Raw genomic sequence first — 19,835 nt, forward strand, 5'->3', positions numbered from 1 at the left:
AATGCACCGCTCCAGCGGCGCAGCTCACTCTGCCCCTGTGCATTCAGGCATTCCGCAACCAAGCGCACACGAATGGAGAATTCAAATTTTCGTCACCCCCAACCGGAACAAACCAACCCAGCCCTGCCAACACCGTTCGCGATCCACCTGGCCTATCCTTGCCAACCATGCCCTCCGCCCGCTTCCTCGACTCCCTGCAGTCCATTCCCGCCACCGACTGGGATGCCCTGCACGACGGCCAGAACCCGTTCGTCAGCCATGCCTTCCTGTCTGGCCTGGAACAACACGGCTGCCTGCGCGAGGACTGGGGCTGGCAGCCCCGGCACTTCACGCTATGGGAGGGCGACCGCCTGATGGGCGCCATTCCGGGTTACCTGAAGACCAACTCCCACGGCGAGTTCGTGTTCGACCACGCCTGGGCCAACGCCTATGCCCGGCATGGCCGTGACTACTACCCGAAATGGCTGGGCGCGGTGCCGTACTCGCCGGTCACCGGCCCGCGCCTGCTTGCCCGTCACGATTCAGAACGCGCCGCGCTGCTGTCGGCGTTGCGTGCTGCGCTGCCGGCACTGGACGTGTCCTCGGCCCATATCAATTTCCACACCGCGGGCGACGAGGCGCAGTTCGGCGATGACTGGCTGCTGCGCGAGGATGTGCAGTTCCAGTGGCAGAACCCGGGTGAGTGGGCGACGTTCGATCAGTTCCTCGGCGCGATGAACCACAAGCACCGCAAGAACATCCGCCAGGAACGGGCCAAGGTCACCCGCCAGGGCATCACCTTTCGCGTGGTGCATGGCGACGAGGCCAGCCGCGCCGACCTGCAGGCGATGTACCGCTTCTACCTGCAGACCTTCCTCGAATACGGCAACGCCCCGGCGCTGACCGAGGCCTTCCTGCGCCATCTGGCCATTTCATTGGGGCGCGGGCTGGTGCTGTTCCTGGCCGAGCAGGAGGGCCAACCGATTGCCGGTGCACTTTGCCTGCGCGGTGGCGACACGCTTTACGGCCGCTACTGGGGTGGCGCTACCCTGCCCGGCCTGCACTTCGAGGCCTGCTATTACCAAGGCATCGAATACTGCCTGCGAGAGGGGCTGACCCGTTTCGAGCCCGGAGCGCAGGGCGAGCACAAGCTGGCACGCGGCTTCCTGCCTACGCTGGTGCGCAGCCGGCATTGGGTGGCCGACACGGAGTTCGCCGAGGCGCTGCAGGACTGGTGCCGACAGGAGCGGCGTGATGTGCGGCGCTACCAGCAGGAGCTGCAGGGGCATGGGCCGTTCCGCGTAGAGCCGTAGCGGAAAAGCGTGCCAACCAAGGTTGGCACCTACCAAGGCGTCCGACCGAGGCAAGATCGGCACCCACCAGGCCATAGGGTTGGCGTTTACCAGCGCGATGGCGAGTGCGCTGCGCTCAGGTGCACTGCCAGAAGTGCCCACTCACCCGGCACGTCGCGCACCAGAACGTGTAGAGCATGCCGCCACTGCCCCACAGCAGCGTGCCCTCACGCGTGGTCGGCAGCGTCGAATCAAGCTGCATCACGAAGGGCATCTCCTCGCCGCAATCGATGCACGCCGGGTACCAGGCACTCTGCACCCAGCTGGGCGCACCGCCCACGCGTGACAGGTTCTGCCGATGATTGGACTGGCCCCAGTCCTGTTGCTGCCAGCGCACGCTTTCCAGCGCCACAAGTCCCACCTCGGCCTGCATCAGGTCGCCGCTGTCGGTGGGCGTGTTCGGCACCTCGCGGTACTGGCTGGGATGGCAGCCGGGCAGGCCCTCGCCGTCGTGGCGATAGAAGCGCACCGGCGGCTCCTCCCAGCCGCAGCAGTCCAGGCACAGGCCCAGCGTGATCTCGCCCGCTGCACCCGGCTGCAGCGCGGCAGCGTCGGTCTGCAGCAGGCGCTGCAGCGGCGCATGGCAGCTGCCACACAGCGCTTCCAGTGGTCCACCCATGTGGCCGGCGTGCTGTACCTGCCCACCATTCCAGGTCGGATGCAGGCGCCAGATGCGTTTGCGCCAGCTCGGCTCGTCGGCCTGCTGTGCGCGATGCTGCGCTCGACCGAAGCGGATGTGCAGCGGCTTCTGGTCATGCAGGTGGCGCGGCCGCGCACCGTTGGCCACGCCGGCCCAATGCGCCCAGACCTCGGGGTCCAGCTGCCCCCAGTCGGCGAGGTATCCGCGGGCCACCGGGTAGCTGTCCGGCTGTGTGGCGAGCAGCAGTACCCTGGCCCGCGCCATCTCACGATCGTCCCCGGCCTCGGCCAGGGCCTGCGCCCACTGCGCGGCCACCTCGGCTGGCAGGTCCCGCCATACCTGCGAGGCCAGCTGCAACTCGTCTTCAGTGGCCAGCGCCAGCAATGCCTCCCAGTCGTCCTGCAGCACCTGCGGCGCCTGGTAGCTGGCGAATTCGATCACGCTGGCCAGCAGTTCTCCGCGCTCGCCATCCCGATAGCGCCGCCATGCATCGGCAGCGACCGCGGGCACCGCCTCGTCCGGCAACAGGTCCAGCGCCATGTCGAGGAAGGCCGAGCCGGGCGAGCGTCGCGCCACGGCCTGCAGCATCAACTCACCCAGTTGGCGCGGATGCTCGGCGGCCAGCGACAGCAGCATGCCCTGGCTGTCGTTGCGCGTGCGCGGGGTGTCATGCAGGTCGAGGATGGCTGAGATCGGGTCGCTCATTCGCAGGCTCCTTGCCGTTGGATGCTGATGGTGCCAGACATCACCGATCACCACGGCGAATACAATGCCAGCATGACCCGCCAGCTGCCCTGGCGCCTGGCCGACGCGCCGGACGCCCCCTTCCCGCCGGCCGAGACCGCACTGCGCCAGCCCGACGGCCTGCTGGCAGTAGGTGGCGATCTGCATCCGGCACGCCTGCTCAATGCCTACGCCGGCGGCATCTTTCCATGGTTCAGCGAGGGCGAGCCGATCCTGTGGTGGTCGCCCGACCCGCGCATGGTGTTCCGTACCGATGGCGTGCATCTGTCCAGCCGCTTCCGGCGCCAGTTGCGCGGCAGCACATGGGAGGTCACCGCCGACACTGCCTTCAGCCGGGTGATGCGCGCCTGTGCGGCGGCACCTCGCCCTGGCCAGGACGGCACCTGGATCAGCCCCGACATGGTCGAGGCCTACAGCCAGTTGCACGACCTCGGTTTTGCCCACTCCTTCGAGGTCTGGGACCGGCAGACCCTGGTCGGCGGCATCTACGGGGTGGCGATCGGAACGATGTTCTTCGGCGAGAGCATGTTCAGTGGCGCCAGCGGCGGCTCCAAGATCGCTCTGGCCGCACTGGCATCCACGCTTCACGGCTGGGGCTGGGCGCTGATCGATGCCCAGGTGGAGAATCCGCACCTGCTGCGGATGGGTGCCGAACACCTGCCGCGCGCGGAATTCCTGCAGCACGTGCGCCAGGCCGTACGCCGTGACGGCCGTGAAGGCCCGTGGACGCAGGCCGTCGGACGCTTGCCGGCACAGCGTTTGGCTGGGGGTTAACACAAACTTTGCAAGCTGGGCCCGTCACGCGTAAAATACCGCGCCTTAGGCCCAGCGTGGCCGTTTTCTGAACCGCACAGGACTACATGTCGAAAGACGATTCCATCGAGTTCGAGGGCACCGTCAGCGAGACGCTGCCGAACACCACTTTCCGCGTTCGTCTGGAAAATGGGCACGAAATCATCGCCCACATCTCCGGCCGCATGCGCAAGAACTACATCCGCATCCTCACCGGTGACCGGGTCAAGGTTGAAATGACCCCGTACGACCTGACCAAGGGTCGTATCACCTACCGCATGAAGTAAGCGGTCGGCGCGCTGCGCCACTTCGACAAGGCCAGCCCTGGTTGCTGGCCTTTTGTCATGCCTGAAATCCGGCCCTGCCGGAGGTCATCGTGACCGAACTCACCGTGACGTCGGTCAGCCCTGCTTGCGGCAGATTCGCATCTGCATCCGTGGCGGCATCGTGGGACCCGATCCAGTCCGGATCGCCATCCCCCTGCCCCGCCATGAACATGCTCCCGCTGACCGCTCTGCTCGTCGCCGTTGTCGCGTCCACCAGCGCACTGCCCGCGCGCGCCGCCGACACCCCTTCCGCCGCCAGTGACTGCGTCCAACTGGGCAGCGATCAGCAACTGGTGCGCGCCGGCGCGTCGCGCAACATCCTGCTACGCAATGGCCAGGACCACTACGTCGTGCATTTCCAGGACGACTGCTCGGCAGCGGGCTACTCGCGGAAACTGAGTTTCTCCACCGACGGCCAGCAGGGCCTGCTGTGTGCCGCTGGGCGCAGCCAGCTGCACACCGATTCCAGTCGCTGCATCGTGGCGCAGATCGAGCCTGTCGACGAGGCCACCTTCAAGAAGAAGGCCCGCCAGCGCAGCCGCTGACAGCGCATATGACGCATATGACAAGGGGGGGCCGGAGCCGCCCTTGTCATGAAGGGCATCACCGCGCAGGCGCAACCAGTGGCAGCACCCGTGGCTGCTTGTGTTGCCGCGCCAGCCAGAGATCGTAGTTGGATTGCAGCCCCATCCAGAAAGACGCCGTACTGACCCCGGCCATTTCCAGGCGAATGGCCAGATCAGGGCTGATGCCCGCCTTGCCGTTCAACACCCGCGACAATGCCACCCGCGACATTGCCAAGCGCTCGGCCGCTTCGGTCACCGAGAGATCCATCGGATCGAAGACCATTGCCTTGATCGTCTGCCCTGGATGTGGGTGGTGATGAATCATGCGCAGCCTCAGTGATAGTCCAGGTAGTCCAGCAGCTCCACGTCGCCACCGGTGAAACGGAAGGTGATCCGCCAATTCCCATTGACCCATACGGACCAATGCCCCTTCAGGTCGCCCCGCAGCTTGTGGAGGCGCAATCCAGGCATGGCGAGATCCCCGGGCGCCGAAGCCGCATCCAGGATCGACAGGATCATCAACACCCTGCTGGTGTGACTATGCCGGATCCCGCTGCTGATGCCGGAACGGTAGAGGCGCTCGAGACCCTTGTGGCGAAAGCCGATGATCATCACTGTATCCCGTATCGTTGCGCGATACAAATGAAGCAACACCCCATCGCGCTCACGGAACAGCATCGATGCCTCCGCACCCTTCCAGCAAGGCCGCAGGCGACAGACCCAGAACAACAAGGGCGGCCGAAGCCGCCCTTGTCATTTCAGGTCCACCGGGCCAGGCCCGGTGTCAGCTCACTCCACAGTCGCCGGCAGCAGGCGCTCCGGTTCGGCCTGGGTCTCGACCACCAGCTCGTCGTCGCGGACATCGATGTTCACCTTGCCGCCGTTGACCAGCTTGCCGAACAGCAGCTCGTCGGCCAGCGGACGCTTGATCTTGTCCTGGATCACGCGGGCCATCGGGCGCGCACCCATCAGCGGGTCGAAGCCGTGGTGGGCCAGCCAGTCGCGTGCGGTCGGGGTGGCCGACAGGCTGACGTGCTTGTCCTGCAGCAGCATCTCCAGCTCGATCAGGAACTTGTCGACTACGCGCAGGATGTGCTCGAAGCCCAGCGCCTGGAACTGCACCACCGCGTCGAGGCGGTTGCGGAATTCCGGGGTGAAGCTGCGGCGGATGGTCTCCATCGCGTCGGTGGCATGGTCCTGCTTGGTGAAGCCGATCGAGCGCCGCGAGGCCTGCGCCGCGCCGGCATTGGTGGTCATCACCAGCACCACGTTCTTGAAGTTGGCCTCACGACCGTTGGTATCGGTCAGCACGCCGCGGTCCATCACCTGCAACAGGATGTTGAAGATGTCCGGGTGCGCCTTCTCGATTTCGTCCAGCAGCAGCACGCAGTGCGGCGTCTTGACGATCTTCTCGGTCAGCAGGCCGCCCTGGTCGAAGCCAACGTAGCCCGGAGGCGCACCGATCAGGCGGCTGATCGAATGCGGCTCCATGTACTCGGACATGTCGAAGCGGACCAGCTCGATGCCCAGCTGCAGCGCCAGCTGCTTGGTCACCTCGGTCTTGCCGACACCGGTCGGGCCGGCGAACAGGAAGTTGCCGATCGGCTTTTCCGGATTGCCCAGGCCGGAGCGTGCCAGCTTGATCGCCGAGGACAGCGTCTCGATGGCCGGGTCCTGGCCGAAGATCACCATCTTCAGGTTGCGCTCCAGGTGCTGCAGCACATCCTTGTCGGTGGCGCTGACCTGCTTGGTCGGGATGCGCGCCATCTTGGCGACGATCGCCTCCACTTCCTCGACGTCGATCAGCTCCTTGCGCTGGCCTTCCGGCAGCAGGCGCTGACGGGCACCCGCCTCATCGATCACGTCGATGGCCTTGTCCGGCAGCAGGCGGTCGCCGATGTGCTTCACCGACAGGTCCACGGCCGCCTGCAGCGCTTCGTCGGAATAGGTCACGCCGTGGTGCAGTTCGTACTTGGACTTCAGCCCCTGCAGGATCTCGTAGGTCTCGCCAACGGTCGGCTCGACGATGTCGATCTTCTGGAAGCGGCGGGCCAGCGCCCGATCCTTCTCGAAGATGCCACGGTATTCCTGGAAGGTGGTCGAGCCGATGCAGCGCAGCTCACCGGAGGCCAGCGCCGGCTTGATCAGGTTGGAGGCATCCATGGTGCCTCCCGACGCCGAACCGGCACCGATGATGGTGTGGATCTCGTCGATGAACAGCACCGCATTGGGCACCTTCTTCAGCGCGGTCAGCACGCTCTTCAGGCGCTTCTCGAAGTCGCCACGGTACTTGGTGCCAGCCACCAGCGCGCCCAGGTCGAGCGAATAGATCACCGCGTCGGCCAGCACGTCGGGCACCGAGCCCTCGACGATGCGGCGGGCCAGGCCCTCGGCAATCGCGGTCTTGCCCACGCCGGCCTCACCCACGTACAGCGGGTTGTTCTTGCGGCGGCGGCACAGGACCTGGATGGTGCGCTCGATCTCATCGGCACGGCCGACCAGCGGGTCGATGCGACCGGCCCGGGCCTGTTCGTTGAGGTTGCTGGCGAACTCGGTCAGGGCATCGCCCTTCGGCTCACCCTCCCCGCCTTCCATGCGGCTCTCGCCCTCGGAGGAAGAGGACGGCTGCTCGCCCTCCTCACCCAGCTTGGCGATGCCGTGGGACAGGTAATTGACCACATCCAGCCGGGTCACGTCCTGCTGGTTGAGGTAATAGACGGCGTGCGAGTCCTTTTCGCCGAAGATGGCGACCAGCACGTTGGCGCCGGTGACCTCCTTCTTGCCCGAGGACTGCACGTGGTACACGGCCCGCTGCAGCACGCGCTGGAAGCCCAGGGTCGGCTGGGTATCGCGGCCGTCATCTTCGGCCAGGCGGGACACGGAAGCCTCGATGGCCTGCTCCAGCTCCTGGCGCAGGCGTTCGGCGTCGGCACCACAGGCCTTCAGTACGGCCTGGGCGGACGGGTTGTCGAGCAGTGCCAACAGCAGGTGTTCGACCGTCATGAACTCATGCCGGGCCTCACGGGCGCGCTTGTAGCACTGGCCGATGGTGTGTTCGAGGTCTTTGCTGAACATGGATTACTCCGGCGGCAGATGGGGACAATATGCGGCCTGACTACGCGATTTCCATCACCCTAGCGGATTGCTGCGTTCAGATGGCGTTAGCAGTGCGAATCGCTTGATCTTCATTCACTCCAGGACAGCCCACCCAGCATGAGCGAACCCTACCTGAGCCGCTGGCGATTGCGGCGTGATGGCCCGGCCATCGAAACGCCCCATGCCCAGCTCTGGCCGGTGCTGACCGCCGCCGGCGAACCGGCGATGCTGAAGGTCAGCAGCGAAACCGAAGAGCAGAACAGCCATCGCCTGCTGCGCTGGTGGGACGGTGACGGCGCCGCCCGCCTGCTGGCCCACGAGGGACCGGCGATCCTGATCGAGCGTGCCGGCGGCGACTCGCTGCGGCAACGTTCGATCGACGGCGACGATGACGCCTGCACCACCCTCCTGTGCCAGGTCCTGCAGCGGCTGCACCGGCCACGGAGCGCGCCGCCAGACGACCTGGTCTGCCTGCGTAGATGGTTCGTCGACCTGCTGCAGCCAAGGGCGGCGCTGCCACCACTGCTGGAACAGTGCAGATCGCTGGCGGAGGGCCTGCTGCGGGACGAGCGCGAGATCCGGCCGCTGCACGGCGATCTGCATCACGACAACGTGCTGGATTTCGGCGCGCGTGGCTGGCTGGCGATCGACCCGAAGCGGCTGCTGGGCGACCGCGCGTTCGATTACACGACGATGTTCAGCAATCCGGACCTGTGCGGTGCCGGCATCCATGTGGCCACCCGGCCCGAGCGCTTTGCCGCCCGTTTGGAACAGGTCAGCGCACTGGCCGGCCTGGAGCGCACGCGCCTGCTGCGCTGGATCGCGGCCAGCACGGCGCTGTCGGCAGTGTGGTTCAGGGATGACGGCGACCCGGCCGACGTGGACGAGGCGGTGGCGCGGATGGCGCTGGAGGCGCTGGCGGAGGGGTGAGCCAGGGTTCTGGTAGATGCCCACCTTGGTGGGCACGGCCGCCCGGGATCGATACAGGCCTCATGCTCTGGTAGGTGCCCACCCTGGTGGGCACGCCCGGCCGGTGCCGATACGCCCGGACGAGAACCGGCAGCAGGTCAGGCCTTTTCCATCGTGCACAGCAGCGGGTGCTGGTTCATCCGCGAGTATTCGTTGACCTGGGCGACCTTGGTCTCGGCCACTTCGCGGGTGAACACCCCGCAGACGCCGCGGCCGCGGGTATGGACGTGCAGCATCACCTGCGTGGCCTTGTCCAGGTCCATGCTGAAGAACTGCTGCAGCACATCCACCACGAAATCCATCGGGGTGTAGTCGTCGTTGAGCAGCATCACCTGGTAGAACGGCGGCGGCGCCACTTCCGGGCGCGCGGGCTCCACGGCAACGCCGTGCTCGTGCTGGGAATCGGGGGAGGACTCATGGGGCATCCACCCATTATAGAGGCAGCGCCGGGCCTGCGTCGGCCCGCCGCAGATTGGACGGCACGCACGCCCACCGTCACAATTGCACCTTCTTTCAACGTTGCTTCACAGGATCTTCATGAAAAGGACCCTTCTCTCCGCCCTGCTGATCGCCCTGGCCGCTGCCGGCTCTGCCGCCGCCGCGACCAGTGCCGACAAGTCCGTGGCCCGCCACCTGGACAAGCTGGGCTACACCTACGAAGTCGACGAGGATGGCGACTACCGCATGGTCTTCGACGTCGAGGGTGATCGCACCCAGATGGTCTACGTGCGCTCGGCGGTGGAAGATTTCGGCAGCCACAACATCCGCGAGATCTGGTCGCCGGCCTACAGCACCAAGACCAAGCAGTTCCCGGTGGCCGTGGCCAACCGCCTGCTGGAAGATTCGCAGGACGCCAAGATGGGCGGCTGGGTAAAGCAGGACACCACCGCCATGTTCGTGGTGAAGATCGACGCCGATGCCACCGCCGACCAGCTCAGCGACGCCATCGATGCGGCCATCCGCACCGCCGACGCGATGGAGCTGGAACTGACCAAGAAGGACGAGTTCTGAGTTGAACGCCACGCCGGACCCGCGCTGGGCACCGCACGCCACCGTGGCCACGGTGGTGATCGACGGCGGCCGCGTGCTGCTGGTCGAGGAGACCATCGACGGCCGCCAGGTGCTGAACCAGCCGGCCGGCCACCTCGAGCCGGGCGAAAGCCTGGCCGAGGCGGCCCTGCGCGAGACCCGCGAGGAAACCGGCTGGACCGTGCAGCTGACCCATTTCATCGGCTGCTACCAGTGGACCGCCGGCGACGGCACTACCTTCCTGCGCTTCTGCTATGCGGCGCGCCCGGTCTCGCATGACCCGGCGCAGCCGCTGGACACTGGCATCGACCGCGCGCTGTGGCTGACCCCGGCCGAGCTGCAGGCCGCCGGCGAGCGCCAGCGCAGCCCGCTGGTCTGGCAGGTGGTGGCCGATTACCTGGGTGGCCAGCGCCATCCGCTTTCGCTGGTCCGGGAGGTCGCATGAGCACTCCGCGTGTAATGGTGGGCGTCTCCGGTGGCGTCGATTCCTCGGTCGCCGCCTGGCGCCTGGTACAGCAGGGCGAGGCCGTGGCCGGCCTGTTCATGCAGAACTGGGCCGACGACGGCAGCGGTGACTGCCGCGCCGAGGATGACCGCCGCGATGCGGTAGCCGTCTGCGGCCTGCTGGGCATTCCGTTCCACTTCCGCGACTTCTCCAGCGAATACTGGCAGGGCGTGTTCGAGCACTTCCTGGCCGAGTATGCGGCCGGGCGCACCCCGAACCCGGACGTGCTGTGCAACCGCGAAGTGAAGTTCAAGCACTTCCTGGATGCCGCCCGCGAGCTGGGCGCCGAGCGCATCGCCACCGGCCACTATGCGCGGGTGACCCAGCGCGGCCACCAGTGGCTGCTGCTGCGCGGCGCCGACCGCTCCAAGGACCAGAGCTACTTCCTGCACCAACTGGGCCAGGAACAGCTGGCAGCCACCCTGTTCCCGATCGGCGACCTGGAAAAGAGCGACCTGCGCCGGATCGCGCGGGACGTCGGCCTGCCGACCCACGCCAAGAAGGATTCCACCGGCATCTGTTTCATCGGCGAGCGGGATTTCCGCGAGTTCCTCGGCCGCTACCTGCCGGCCAAGACCGGCCAGATCCTCGACCCGGCCGACGGCAGCGTGATTGCCGAGCATCCGGGCGTGTTCTATTTCACTCTGGGCCAGCGCGAGGGCCTGAACATCGGCGGCGTGCGTGGCCGCCCCGCCGCGCCGTGGTACGTGGTCGGCAAGGATGTGGCCAGCAACGTGCTGTACGTGGACCAGGACCGCGACAGCCCATGGATGCTGTCCGACCGCCTGCGTTCGGAAACCGCGCACTGGATCGCCGGCTCACCGCCGGCACGGCGCTTCGAATGCACCGCCCAGACCCGCTACCGCCAGCCCGACGAGCCGTGTACGGTCGAGGTGCTGGACGATGGCAGCGTGCTGGTCACCTTTGCGCGCCCGCAGCGCGCCGTTACCCCTGGTCAATCGCTGGTGCTGTATGACGGTGATGTCTGCCTGGGCGGCGCGGTGATCGCCGCCACCGATGCGCCGCTGGAACAGCGCCTGCGCACCACCCCTTCCCCTTTTGAGGTAATCGCTGCATGAGTTTCACTGTCGACGACCGCGTCCTGGCCTTGGCCGGCATTGCCCAGGCCCTGCAGCAGGTACGCCGCATCGCCGATACCGGCCATTCCGACGCCGCCGCCGTGCGCACCGCCGTGGACAGCGTGTTCCGCGTCGATGCGTCCTCGCCGCAGGAGGTGTTCGGTGACCGCCATGCACTGAAGGCCGGACTGCGCCTGCTGCACAACTACTTCCGCAGCCAGGGCCAGGACCCGATCCTGCCCAAGCTGGCCCTGTCGGTGCTGCAGCTGGAGCGCCGCTTCGTGCAGGACGGGGCGACCGTGAACAAGGTCGCCTCGGGCATCGAGCGCGCCCAGCGCCAGGCCGTCGAGCTGGGCGACAGTGGCCACCCGGACGTACTGGCCAATCTGGGCGGCCTGTATGCCGACACCATCAGCCACCTGAAGCCGCGGGTGATGGTGCAGGGCAACCCGCACTACCTGGGCCAGGCCGGTGTGGTCGCCGAGATCCGCGCCCTGCTGCTGGCCGCGGTGCGCTCGGCGGTGCTGTGGCGCCAGCTGGGCGGCAGCTACTGGGACTTCCTGTTCAGCCGCAAGGCGATGATCGAGGCCGTGGACCGCCTGCTGGCGTGAGGCCATGGGGTCAGAGCCCTTTTCCATGGAAAAGGGATCCGACCCCGCTTGACCCCGAGTTGCCCGGCAGCGCCGGAAAACCGGCGCATTCAGAATGCACTTCGAGGCACATCGACGTTAAAGAGAAAGGGGGTACGGCCGATACATCCTCCGTGCACCTCCCGAGAACGTCCATGTACTCACGCATTTTCATCCGTCTGGCCGCCCCCCTGGCTCTGACCCTGCTGCTCCCCTTCGCCATCGGTTTCGAATGGCCGGCCGCCCTGCGCTGGGCGATCCTGACCACGATGACGCTGAGCTGGCTCGGCTTTGCGTGGTGGACCACCCGCGCCCAGGCGCATCGCTCCCCGGAACATGCCCGTGTCCTGCGTGAGCAGGACCAGCTGCTGACCGAGCTGCGCAGCTTCGTCGGCAACGAAATCGACGGCTCGCGCGGCGAAGTGGAACGCGCCCGTGACCTGATCCGCCAGGCCGTGTCCAGCCTGGGCGGCAGCTTCGATGCGATGAACCGCAAGTCGCGCCAGCAGAGCCAGGCCCTGTCGCGCATCGTCGACCGCGCCGGTGATGAAGGCAATGCCGGCCTCGACGTTGCCCGTTTCGCCCAGCACGCCAGCCACCGCATGGAACAGCTGGTGGAAGCGCTGGAACAGGTGAGCGGCCAGAGCAGCACCACCGTGCAGCACATCGACCAGATGGCGCAGCACCTGGATGGCATCTTCGCGCTGCTGGAAGACGTCAAGTCGATTGCCGACCAGACCAACCTGCTGGCCCTGAACGCTGCCATTGAAGCTGCGCGTGCCGGTGAAGCCGGTCGTGGCTTCGCGGTTGTCGCCGACGAAGTGCGCAACCTGTCCGAGCGCTCGACCACCTTCAACGAGCAGATCCGCAAGCTGGCGCACAGCTCCAAGGACGCCATCGCCAAGGTGCGCGAGACGGTCTCGCACATGGCCTCGCGTGACATGGACCGCTCCCGCGAAGCGCGCCAGGAAGCAGCGGCAATGCTCGACAACGTCGCGCAGATCAATGCCTCGCTGGGCGACGGCATGCGCGAAGTCTCCGAGTGCGCCCGTTCGATCGACGGCAGCGTGGCCGAAGCCGTGCGCGCCCTGCAGTTCGAAGACATTGCCACCCAGGCGCTGGGCGGCGTGCACACCCACCTGGACCGCCTGACTGCGATCAACCGCGAAGCGGTGGCCCTGCAGGAACTGCTGCACCGCAATGGCGGCGTGTTCGACGAAGAGATCGCCACCGCCCTGCAGCGCACCGGCAGCCGCCTGCGCGAACTGCGCAGTGAGTGGGAGCGCCCGCCGCACAAGCCGGTCGCCCAGCAGACCATGGGCGCTGGCACGGTCGAGCTGTTCTGATCCTGATGTCCGCTGCCGTTGCCGGCAGCCCGCAAGGCCCCGGTTCGTCCGGGGCCTTTGCCTGTAGCCTGCCGTTGGATGCATCCTGTACGCGCACCATGACCCTGATCCGTGCCCTGCCCTCCCTCGCCGACACCGACCGCCCGCGCAACGCGAGCGTGCGTGAGCAGCTGCAGCAGCTGGAAGAGGTAGCACGCGAGGAGATCCGTGAGCTGCAGCAGCTGGCGGATGCGCGGCCTGGCCCGTCGCGGGCGGATGAGGCGCTGCTGGGACTGGCGTGGGACCTGGGGTTGGATGGGGAAGCGCTGAAGTAGATCCACGCCACGCGTGGATGGCGTTCACCGCCACCCGTTCCACACCCATGGCATGATCCACCCACGCCCCCTACGGCTGGACACGGAGTGTCGTCGCATGAGCACCACGTTCATGACCTGGCTGGGATTTGCTGCGATGGTGCTCATCGCGGTCACCTTCACCTGGCGTCCCGCCTACGCCACCTTGCGGCCGCCCCGGCATCGACCTGTCGCGTTCCTGTTCGGCAGCCTGCTCTTCATGCTGATGGCCTTTCTATGCGCCTGGATGGCGGCAAGTGCGATCAATACCGGGCATGTCCATCTAAGCCACCACCGCGCCGGCACCATTGATGCATGGCGGGAGATCGAGCCGGTGACGTATTGGCTGATCATCGTGGCGGCGTATGTGTTCGGACTGCTGATCGCCAGCTATTCGATCGCAGGCATCGCATTGATGAACCGGTAGATCCACGACTTGCGGGGGTGGCTTTCATCTGCCGGTGTGGCACCTGGATCTCGCTGCGACATCCACGCATGGCGTGGATCTACCAGCGTGGCGTAATCGCTGTGGCATGATGCCCCGGTCCCGCTCATGGAAGACCGATGGCCATCGCCCTGATCGCAGTACTGTTGATCGAGACCGTCCTTCTGATGGCTTGGGTGGCCGGCTATTTCAGCTGGGGCATCACCCTGTTCAATGAGCGCATCTCGGCGTCACCGGCCATGCAGGCCCGGCTCTCGCTGGACAGCCTGGAACGTGACCTGCCGCAGGACAAATGGCTGCACCTGGCCTTCCATGCGCTCCCCGACGGCAGCATGGCATTCCGCGAGAGCTTCGCGCCGAGCTTCGGCCTGCGCTACTTCCCGGTGATGCGCGGTCGTATCGTACTCAACGCGCGACGGCACGAGGTGCGGGTGATCGGCCTGTGCAGCTGGTTCGTGGCGATCCTGTCACTGCTGCTGTTGCCGCTGGTAGCGATGCGCCCGATGGTGGCGCCCATGCTGCTGGTGCTGCCGCTGTTCCTGGCCAGCTATCTGGTCCAGAAGCGACGCTACGCGGCCATCGTCGAGGCGCTGCGCATGCAGTTGAAGGCGGAGTTTCCGAGGTAGATCCACGCCATGCGTGGATGATCGCGAGGTGCCGGCATCCGTGCCGACCAACGGTCGGCACCCACCAGAGCAGGTGCCTGTATCTGAAGTAGACCCACGCCATGCGTGGATGATCGCAAGCGCGGGCATCAGTGCCGACCAACGGTCGGCACCCACCAGAGCAGATGCCTGTATCTGAAGTAGATCCACGCCATGCGTGGATGATCGCAAGCGCGGGCATCAGTGCCGACCAACGGTCGGCACCCACCAGAGCAGGTGTCTGTATCTGAAGTAGATCCACGCCATGCGTGGATGATCGCGAGCGCGGGCATCCGTGCCGACCAACGGTCGGCACCCACCAAAATCGGCACCCACCAGAGCCGGGCTACACCAGCGTCGGGCTGTCAGCGCACCAGCACGGCTTCGCTGCTGGCGTCGGTACGCATCGGTGCGGGGTGCTGCTGGCGCAGCCACTGTGCCAGGTCGCGCGGGCTGAGCGGGCGCGAGTACAGGTAGCCCTGGATCTCGTCACAACCCTGGCGGCGCAGCAGGTCTTCTTCCTGGTGCGTTTCCACGCCTTCGGCCACCACTTTCATGCCCAGCGCGTGGCCCAGGTGCACGATGGCCTGGGTGACTTCGGCCGTGCCCGAATCATGCAGCATGCCCTGCACGAAACTGCGGTCGATCTTCAGGCGCCCCACCGGGAAACGGTTGAGGTAATTGAGGTTCGAGAAGCCGGTACCGAAGTCGTCCACCGCCAGCGGTACGCCGTGCCGTTCCAGCACGTCGAAGCAATGCCGCAGGATGTCGGTGTCACGGATCAGCGCCGACTCGGTCAGCTCCAGCTCCAACCGCTGCGGCGGCCAGCCGTGGGCATGGCAGATCTCGATCACGCGTTCGGCGAAGCCACGATCACGCAGCTGCACCGCCGATACATTGACGGCGATGCGGTCGAAGCGCAGTCCAGCGCGGTCCCACGCGGTCGCCTGGCGGCAGGCTTCATTCAACACCCAGTCGCCGATGCGGACGATCTCACCGCACTTCTCGGCAATCGGTATGAACTCGGCCGGGCTGCAGTAGCCGATGCCGGGCCGGTGCCAGCGCAGCAGGGCTTCGATCGCCGGCGGTTCGCCCTGGTGCGCGTGCAGCAGCGGCTGGTAGGCCAGGCTGAACTCTTCACGCTCGATCGCGCCATGCAGCGCGTGCTCCAGCTCCAGCTTGCGCTGGATGCGGGCCAATGCGTCCTGGCTGTAGTACTGGTAGGTGTTGCGTCCTGCTTCCTTGGCCGCGTACATGGCGGCGTCGGCGGCACGCAGCAGTGAATCGAAGTCGGTCTGGGCATCGCCCAGCATCGCGATGCCGACACTGGCGCCGACCTTCAACGTGGTCTCGCCACGGCGCAGCGGCTCGGCCAGCGAGGCAATCAGCTTGCGGGCGACATGCCCCGCGTCTTCCGGCTCGGCCAGGTCGCGCAGCACCACGATGAACTCGTCGCCACTGAAGCGGCCGAACAGGTCGTTGTTGCGCAGGTTCTGGTGCAGGCGGGTAGCGGCGGCCTTCAGCAGCGCATCGCCGGTGGCGTGACCGAAGCTGTCGTTGATGGTCTTGAAGCCGTCCAGGTCGATGAACAGCATCGCCAGCGAGGTACCGCGGTCGCGCGCTTCCTCGATGGCTTCGGCGGTCTGTTCGCCGAGCAGCACACGATTGGGCAGGCCGGTCAGCAGGTCGTAGTGGGCCAGCAGCTCGATGCGCTCGTTGGCCTCGCGCTCGCGGGTGATGTCACGGAACAGCACCACGAAGCGCGGCGGCAGGCCATCACGACGATCCAGCTCGATCAGCACCTGCACCCAGACACGCAGGCCGGACTGGCGGTAGAAGCACAGGTCCAGCTGCTCGGGCAGGCCGCCGCCGGCGATGCGGACCAGCGCCGCCTCGAACGCGTCGCGTGAGTCTTCGGTATACAGCGCCATCGCCTGATCGAGGGTGATCGGCTCCTTGCGCAGGCCATGGATGCGATAGCACTCCTCGGTCCACTGCATGTGCCGGGTCTGTACCTCGATCTCGCAGCCGCCGATGCGGCCCAGCGCGGAAACGCGGTTGAGCAGCTCGGTGCGCCAGCGGATCAACGCGTCGGTCTGGTGCTGCTCGGTGATGTTCTGCACCTGGCCGAGCAGGCGCTTGGGCTGCCCGTCCATGTCCAGCAGCGGCTGCATCCACAGGCGCAGATGCTGCGAAGGTTCATGGCCGCGGGTCAGCTCCAGCTCGAGATTGGCGGCCCGGCCGTCACGCCACAGGCGCCGCCATGCTGCGCGCAGCGCACCTCGGGAACGCGGGTGCAGCTGCTTCAGCCAGCGCCGCTGGCCGGGCACGGCGCCCTGCTCCAGCGCCAGCAGCGAGCGCAGTTCCGGCGACCACCAGAAGTGGCCGCTGTTGGGGTCGAATGACCAGCTGCCCATGCTGGCGATGCGCTGCGCCTCGCTCAAGTGCAGCTGCTGTTCCTGCAGCAGCGATTCGAGCTGCTTCTGCTGCTCGATGTCGGTATGTGTACCGACCATGCGCAATGGCTGGCCATCGGCGGTGCGCGCGACCACGCGGCCGCGATCCAGCACCCACCGCCATTGCCCGTCGGCCTGGCGGAAGCGGAACTGCGCGCTGTACTGCTCGCTGCGCCCACGCAGGTGCTCATCCAGCGCGGCGCGCACCTGGGCGATGTCCTCGCTGTGCACGCGCGCCAGCATTTCGGTGGCGGTCTCGTCGCCCAGTGCCGGCGTGCGCGCCACGCGGTCACTGGGGATGTCCCAGTCCCACAGGCTGTGGCCGGCGCTGTCCAGTGCCAGCTCCCAGCGCCCGCCACCGTCGACCGGCACCGGCTCGGGAATGCTCAGGGTGAACGCCAGCAGATTGCCGGCGCCGTCGTGCACGGCGCGCAGGTGCCCGTCGTAGTGTCCACGCGGGCCGCCCGGCAGCGTGCAGGCCACGATGCCGCCATCGGCCGCCATCAGGCGCAGATCTTCCAGCATCGGCGCATAGGCAGCCACGGTGGCTGGCAGGCCATGCTCGCGCGCAGCCGGGTTGGCCGCCAGTGGGCGCCCGGTACGGTCGACGATGACCAGCGCCGACGCAAGCGGGTGCTGCAGCAGGCTGGCGATGATCCCTTGGTCCACGCGATCTTGCTCCGGATGACACGCCCGTCAGCGGGGCACGCAGTGGTTAACGGCGCCTGCGGCGGATAATTGAGTGGTCACGGCACGCTGCGGGGTAAGATGACCGGCGCCCCTTTCACCCGCCCCGTCCATGCCCGCAGAACCGACCGGCAACGCCCCAGTTCCCGACCCGCGGATGGCGCAGGCGCTGAGCCGTGACCGGCGCCGGGTGGTGCTGAGCTACCTGGCGATGGCGCTGGCCTGGATGATCTCCACCGACAGCGTGGTGCAGGCGCTGGTGCCGGACCCGCAGCAGGCGGCCTTGTGGCAGGGCCTGAAGGGTTCGTTCTTCGCGCTGGCCAGCGCGGGCCTGCTGTACCTGCTGCTGCGCCCGCTGGCCGAACACGTGCTGCATACCCATGCGCGCCAGCAGGCCTCCGAGCTGCGCCTGCGGCAGATGTTCGAGGGCAACCCCGGCCCGATCCTGGTCTACGACCTGGACACGCTGGCGATCCTCGATGCCAACCCTGCCGCCTGCAGTGCCTTCGGCTGGGACCGCGACGAGCTGCTAGAACAGACCATCGACGCCTTGTGGCCGCCTGGCCAGGACCAGGCGCTGCAGACCAAGCTGGAGGCGATCCGCGAAGCACCCGAGGAGCTGTGCATCCTGCGCGCCCAGTTGCAGCTGCGCGATGGCTCGCTGCGGCAGATGGAACTGCGTTCCAACGCCATCAGTTACGACGGCCACAACGCCCGCCTGCTGATCGCCATCGACCGCACCGCCGAGGATCTGGCCCAGCTGCGCCGCGACCAGGCGCTGGCGCGGGTGGAGGAAGCCCATGAGCTGGCCCGCATCGGCGCCTGGGAGCTGGACCCGTCCACCGGGCTGGGCCGCTACTCCAACCAGGTCTATCGCCTGCTCGGCCGCCGCCCGCCCGAGGCCCGCCGTTGGCACCGCTTCGACGAGCTGCTGGTGCCGGCCGACCCGGCCACGGCCACCCAGACCGAACAGCTGCTGGCCGAACTGTGCTGCGGCGAGCCGGTACAGGTGGACGTGCTGCTACCGCTGCTGTCGATGGACGGCCGGGCATTGATGGTGCACCTGCGGGCGGCCAGCGGTATCGACGAAGCCGGCCGCAACCGTGTGCTGGGCACGCTGCAGGACGTGACCGAGCGCGAGCAGTCGCGGCGCCTGCTGCGCGAGCGCGAGGAACAGTTCCGCGAGCTGGTGCGGGTACTGCCCGACGGTGTGGTGATCCTCTCCGACGAGCATGTGCTGTACGCCAACGCCTGGGCCGCCGGCCTGTTCGGCTACGGCAGCCACACCCTGCTGGGTGAGCCGCTGTCGGCCCTGGTCGCTGCCGCCGACCTGCCGCGGGTGCGCAGCCAGCTGCGTGCCGGCCAACCCCACCTGGGGCCCGGCCACAGCAGCGTGGTGGCCATGCAGCGTGGCGACGGCCGCAGCTTCCATGCCGGCCTGGCGGTGGGCGAAGTGCGCTACGGCGGCCGCGACTGCAAGCTGCTGATCGTGCGCGACCTGAGCGATTCCGAACGCACCCGCAGCGCGCTGGAAACCAGCAACCGCGAACTGCAGGCGATGGCCGGGCGGCTGTTCTCGCTGCAGGAGGACGAGCGTCGTGCGATCTCGCGCGACCTGCACGATGACATCGGCCAGGCCATCACCGCGATCAAGCTGTCGGCGCATGCGGCGCAGGATGAGGACGATCCGAAGCGCCGTGGCGAGGATCTGGCGCAGATCGTCAGCCTGGCCGACACCACCGTGGCCAAACTGCGCGACATCTCCACCCTGCTGCGCCCGCCGCAGCTGGATGCACTGGGCCTGGAGGCAGCGCTGAGCTGGCAGGCGCGTGTGCTGTTCCGCTCTTCCCCGGTGGAGCTGCTGGCCGAGATCGAGCCGTTGCCACATCGCCCCGACAACAGCATCGAACAAGCCTGCTTCCGCATCGCGCAGGAAAGCCTGACCAATGCGCTGCGCCATGCACGCGCCAGCCAGGTACTGCTGCAACTGCGCGACGTCGGCCAGCGCGGCCTGCACCTGCAGATCCGCGATGATGGCGAGGGCTTCGATCCGGACGGCCCGCGCGGCCTGGGCCTGATCGTGATGCGCGAGCGCGCACAGAGCGTCGGTGGCCACGTGCGGATCGAATCCGCGCATGGCGAAGGCACCCTGATCGACGTCCACCTCCCCTACCAGGCGGCCAGCATGGCTGCCGTCGATTCACCGGAATACTGAGCCT

General features: G+C 67.1%; 20 protein-coding genes. 14 read left to right on the forward strand and 6 right to left on the reverse strand.

Annotated elements, in window-relative coordinates; translation table 11 throughout:
* Window positions 1-167: 167 nt before the first annotated feature.
* A complete protein-coding gene (locus tag ACXI0D_RS18890) occupies window positions 168-1,292 on the forward strand; it encodes a GNAT family N-acetyltransferase (RefSeq protein WP_049445364.1) in 1,125 nt (374 codons plus the stop codon).
* A 115-nt stretch (window positions 1,293-1,407) separates the two neighbouring features.
* Here ACXI0D_RS18890 and ACXI0D_RS18895 read toward each other — a convergent pair whose 3' ends face one another.
* Window positions 1,408-2,676: a hypothetical protein gene (locus ACXI0D_RS18895; RefSeq protein ID WP_101765427.1), complete on the reverse strand. Its 1,269-nt coding sequence runs from the start codon at window positions 2,674-2,676 to the stop codon at window positions 1,408-1,410.
* 72 nt (window positions 2,677-2,748) lie between these two features.
* Between ACXI0D_RS18895 and aat the strand changes: the two genes are divergently transcribed.
* From aat to ACXI0D_RS18910, 3 genes are all read left to right on the forward strand, one after another.
* Complete coding sequence (gene aat, locus ACXI0D_RS18900) at window positions 2,749-3,489, forward strand: leucyl/phenylalanyl-tRNA--protein transferase (RefSeq protein ID WP_479643108.1); 741 nt, start codon at window positions 2,749-2,751, stop codon at window positions 3,487-3,489.
* An 86-nt stretch (window positions 3,490-3,575) separates the two neighbouring features.
* The gene (infA, locus tag ACXI0D_RS18905; RefSeq protein WP_005409596.1) at window positions 3,576-3,794 is read left to right on the forward strand and encodes a translation initiation factor IF-1; all 219 of its coding nucleotides are present in this window, start codon (window positions 3,576-3,578) and stop codon (window positions 3,792-3,794) included.
* An 89-nt stretch (window positions 3,795-3,883) separates the two neighbouring features.
* Window positions 3,884-4,378 (forward strand): hypothetical protein, encoded by a 495-nt coding sequence (locus ACXI0D_RS18910; RefSeq protein ID WP_479642978.1) that lies wholly within the window; start codon window positions 3,884-3,886, stop codon window positions 4,376-4,378.
* 58 nt (window positions 4,379-4,436) lie between these two features.
* Here the strand turns inward: ACXI0D_RS18910 and ACXI0D_RS18915 are convergent, their stop codons facing one another.
* From ACXI0D_RS18915 to clpA, 3 genes are all read right to left on the reverse strand, one after another.
* On the reverse strand, window positions 4,437-4,724 hold the full coding sequence (locus tag ACXI0D_RS18915; protein ID WP_049445372.1) for a HigA family addiction module antitoxin: 288 nt from the start codon (window positions 4,722-4,724) through the stop codon (window positions 4,437-4,439).
* An 8-nt stretch (window positions 4,725-4,732) separates the two neighbouring features.
* Window positions 4,733-5,077 carry a type II toxin-antitoxin system RelE/ParE family toxin gene (locus ACXI0D_RS18920; RefSeq protein ID WP_233490860.1) on the reverse strand — a complete coding sequence of 115 codons (345 nt, stop codon included), beginning with the start codon at window positions 5,075-5,077 and terminating at the stop codon, window positions 4,733-4,735.
* A 111-nt stretch (window positions 5,078-5,188) separates the two neighbouring features.
* Window positions 5,189-7,474: an ATP-dependent Clp protease ATP-binding subunit ClpA gene (clpA, locus tag ACXI0D_RS18925; RefSeq protein ID WP_049445375.1), complete on the reverse strand. Its 2,286-nt coding sequence runs from the start codon at window positions 7,472-7,474 to the stop codon at window positions 5,189-5,191.
* A gap of 138 nt (window positions 7,475-7,612) precedes the next feature.
* Here clpA and ACXI0D_RS18930 point away from each other — a divergent pair, with 138 nt between their 5' ends.
* On the forward strand, window positions 7,613-8,425 hold the full coding sequence (locus ACXI0D_RS18930; RefSeq protein ID WP_049445378.1) for an APH(6) family putative aminoglycoside O-phosphotransferase: 813 nt from the start codon (window positions 7,613-7,615) through the stop codon (window positions 8,423-8,425).
* 137 nt (window positions 8,426-8,562) lie between these two features.
* On the opposite strand, the gene clpS is transcribed toward ACXI0D_RS18930, so the two are convergent.
* Window positions 8,563-8,889: an ATP-dependent Clp protease adapter ClpS gene (gene clpS, locus ACXI0D_RS18935; protein ID WP_005416477.1), complete on the reverse strand. Its 327-nt coding sequence runs from the start codon at window positions 8,887-8,889 to the stop codon at window positions 8,563-8,565.
* Window positions 8,890-9,001: 112 nt separating this feature from the next.
* Between clpS and ACXI0D_RS18940 the strand changes: the two genes are divergently transcribed.
* The 8 genes from ACXI0D_RS18940 to ACXI0D_RS18975 all read left to right on the forward strand — a co-directional run bounded on the left by ACXI0D_RS18940 (window position 9,002) and on the right by ACXI0D_RS18975 (window position 14,455).
* The gene (locus ACXI0D_RS18940) at window positions 9,002-9,475 is read left to right on the forward strand and encodes a hypothetical protein (RefSeq protein ID WP_049445381.1); all 474 of its coding nucleotides are present in this window, start codon (window positions 9,002-9,004) and stop codon (window positions 9,473-9,475) included.
* Between the two features lies 1 nt (window position 9,476).
* Window positions 9,477-9,938 carry an NUDIX hydrolase gene (locus ACXI0D_RS18945; protein ID WP_049445384.1) on the forward strand — a complete coding sequence of 154 codons (462 nt, stop codon included), beginning with the start codon at window positions 9,477-9,479 and terminating at the stop codon, window positions 9,936-9,938.
* The gene (gene mnmA / locus ACXI0D_RS18950) at window positions 9,935-11,077 is read left to right on the forward strand and encodes a tRNA 2-thiouridine(34) synthase MnmA (RefSeq protein WP_049445387.1); all 1,143 of its coding nucleotides are present in this window, start codon (window positions 9,935-9,937) and stop codon (window positions 11,075-11,077) included. The genes ACXI0D_RS18945 and mnmA overlap by 4 nt, the downstream gene beginning before the upstream one ends.
* Entirely contained in the window at window positions 11,074-11,688 is a 615-nt protein-coding gene (hflD, locus tag ACXI0D_RS18955) for a high frequency lysogenization protein HflD (RefSeq protein ID WP_479642979.1), read from the forward strand. Before mnmA ends, hflD begins: the two co-directional genes overlap by 4 nt.
* Before the next feature lie 173 nt (window positions 11,689-11,861).
* Window positions 11,862-13,052, forward strand: coding sequence for a methyl-accepting chemotaxis protein (locus ACXI0D_RS18960; protein ID WP_049445390.1), 1,191 nt, complete (start codon window positions 11,862-11,864; stop codon window positions 13,050-13,052).
* Window positions 13,053-13,150: 98 nt separating this feature from the next.
* Window positions 13,151-13,366, forward strand: a complete 216-nt coding sequence (locus tag ACXI0D_RS18965) for a hypothetical protein (protein WP_014037139.1) — start codon at window positions 13,151-13,153, stop codon at window positions 13,364-13,366.
* Between the two features lie 97 nt (window positions 13,367-13,463).
* Window positions 13,464-13,811, forward strand: coding sequence for a hypothetical protein (locus ACXI0D_RS18970; RefSeq protein ID WP_432591806.1), 348 nt, complete (start codon window positions 13,464-13,466; stop codon window positions 13,809-13,811).
* Between the two features lie 137 nt (window positions 13,812-13,948).
* Window positions 13,949-14,455 carry a hypothetical protein gene (locus ACXI0D_RS18975; protein WP_479642980.1) on the forward strand — a complete coding sequence of 169 codons (507 nt, stop codon included), beginning with the start codon at window positions 13,949-13,951 and terminating at the stop codon, window positions 14,453-14,455.
* A 383-nt stretch (window positions 14,456-14,838) separates the two neighbouring features.
* Here the strand turns inward: ACXI0D_RS18975 and ACXI0D_RS18980 are convergent, their stop codons facing one another.
* Window positions 14,839-17,598 (reverse strand): bifunctional diguanylate cyclase/phosphodiesterase, encoded by a 2,760-nt coding sequence (locus ACXI0D_RS18980; protein ID WP_479642981.1) that lies wholly within the window; start codon window positions 17,596-17,598, stop codon window positions 14,839-14,841.
* A gap of 130 nt (window positions 17,599-17,728) precedes the next feature.
* On the opposite strand from ACXI0D_RS18980, the gene ACXI0D_RS18985 reads away from it, so the two are divergent.
* Window positions 17,729-19,831 (forward strand): sensor histidine kinase, encoded by a 2,103-nt coding sequence (locus ACXI0D_RS18985; protein WP_119006227.1) that lies wholly within the window; start codon window positions 17,729-17,731, stop codon window positions 19,829-19,831.
* The last annotated feature ends 4 nt before the right edge of the window (window positions 19,832-19,835 follow it).

Source organism: Stenotrophomonas sp. C9D9 (assembly GCF_056491205.1).

Coding starts and splice junctions, on each gene's coding strand:
- ACXI0D_RS18970 (WP_432591806.1), top strand. CDS start 13,464: ATGAGCACCACGTTCATGACCTGGCTGGGATTTGCTGCGATGGTGCTC.
- ACXI0D_RS18985 (WP_119006227.1), top strand. CDS start 17,729: ATGCCCGCAGAACCGACCGGCAACGCCCCAGTTCCCGACCCGCGGATG.
- aat (WP_479643108.1), top strand. CDS start 2,749: ATGACCCGCCAGCTGCCCTGGCGCCTGGCCGACGCGCCGGACGCCCCC.
- ACXI0D_RS18890 (WP_049445364.1), top strand. CDS start 168: ATGCCCTCCGCCCGCTTCCTCGACTCCCTGCAGTCCATTCCCGCCACC.
- hflD (WP_479642979.1), top strand. CDS start 11,074: ATGAGTTTCACTGTCGACGACCGCGTCCTGGCCTTGGCCGGCATTGCC.
- clpS (WP_005416477.1), bottom strand. CDS start 8,889: ATGCCCCATGAGTCCTCCCCCGATTCCCAGCACGAGCACGGCGTTGCC.
- infA (WP_005409596.1), top strand. CDS start 3,576: ATGTCGAAAGACGATTCCATCGAGTTCGAGGGCACCGTCAGCGAGACG.
- ACXI0D_RS18915 (WP_049445372.1), bottom strand. CDS start 4,724: ATGATTCATCACCACCCACATCCAGGGCAGACGATCAAGGCAATGGTC.
- clpA (WP_049445375.1), bottom strand. CDS start 7,474: ATGTTCAGCAAAGACCTCGAACACACCATCGGCCAGTGCTACAAGCGC.
- ACXI0D_RS18940 (WP_049445381.1), top strand. CDS start 9,002: ATGAAAAGGACCCTTCTCTCCGCCCTGCTGATCGCCCTGGCCGCTGCC.
- ACXI0D_RS18975 (WP_479642980.1), top strand. CDS start 13,949: ATGGCCATCGCCCTGATCGCAGTACTGTTGATCGAGACCGTCCTTCTG.
- ACXI0D_RS18930 (WP_049445378.1), top strand. CDS start 7,613: ATGAGCGAACCCTACCTGAGCCGCTGGCGATTGCGGCGTGATGGCCCG.
- mnmA (WP_049445387.1), top strand. CDS start 9,935: ATGAGCACTCCGCGTGTAATGGTGGGCGTCTCCGGTGGCGTCGATTCC.
- ACXI0D_RS18920 (WP_233490860.1), bottom strand. CDS start 5,077: ATGCTGTTCCGTGAGCGCGATGGGGTGTTGCTTCATTTGTATCGCGCA.
- ACXI0D_RS18895 (WP_101765427.1), bottom strand. CDS start 2,676: ATGAGCGACCCGATCTCAGCCATCCTCGACCTGCATGACACCCCGCGC.
- ACXI0D_RS18965 (WP_014037139.1), top strand. CDS start 13,151: ATGACCCTGATCCGTGCCCTGCCCTCCCTCGCCGACACCGACCGCCCG.
- ACXI0D_RS18960 (WP_049445390.1), top strand. CDS start 11,862: ATGTACTCACGCATTTTCATCCGTCTGGCCGCCCCCCTGGCTCTGACC.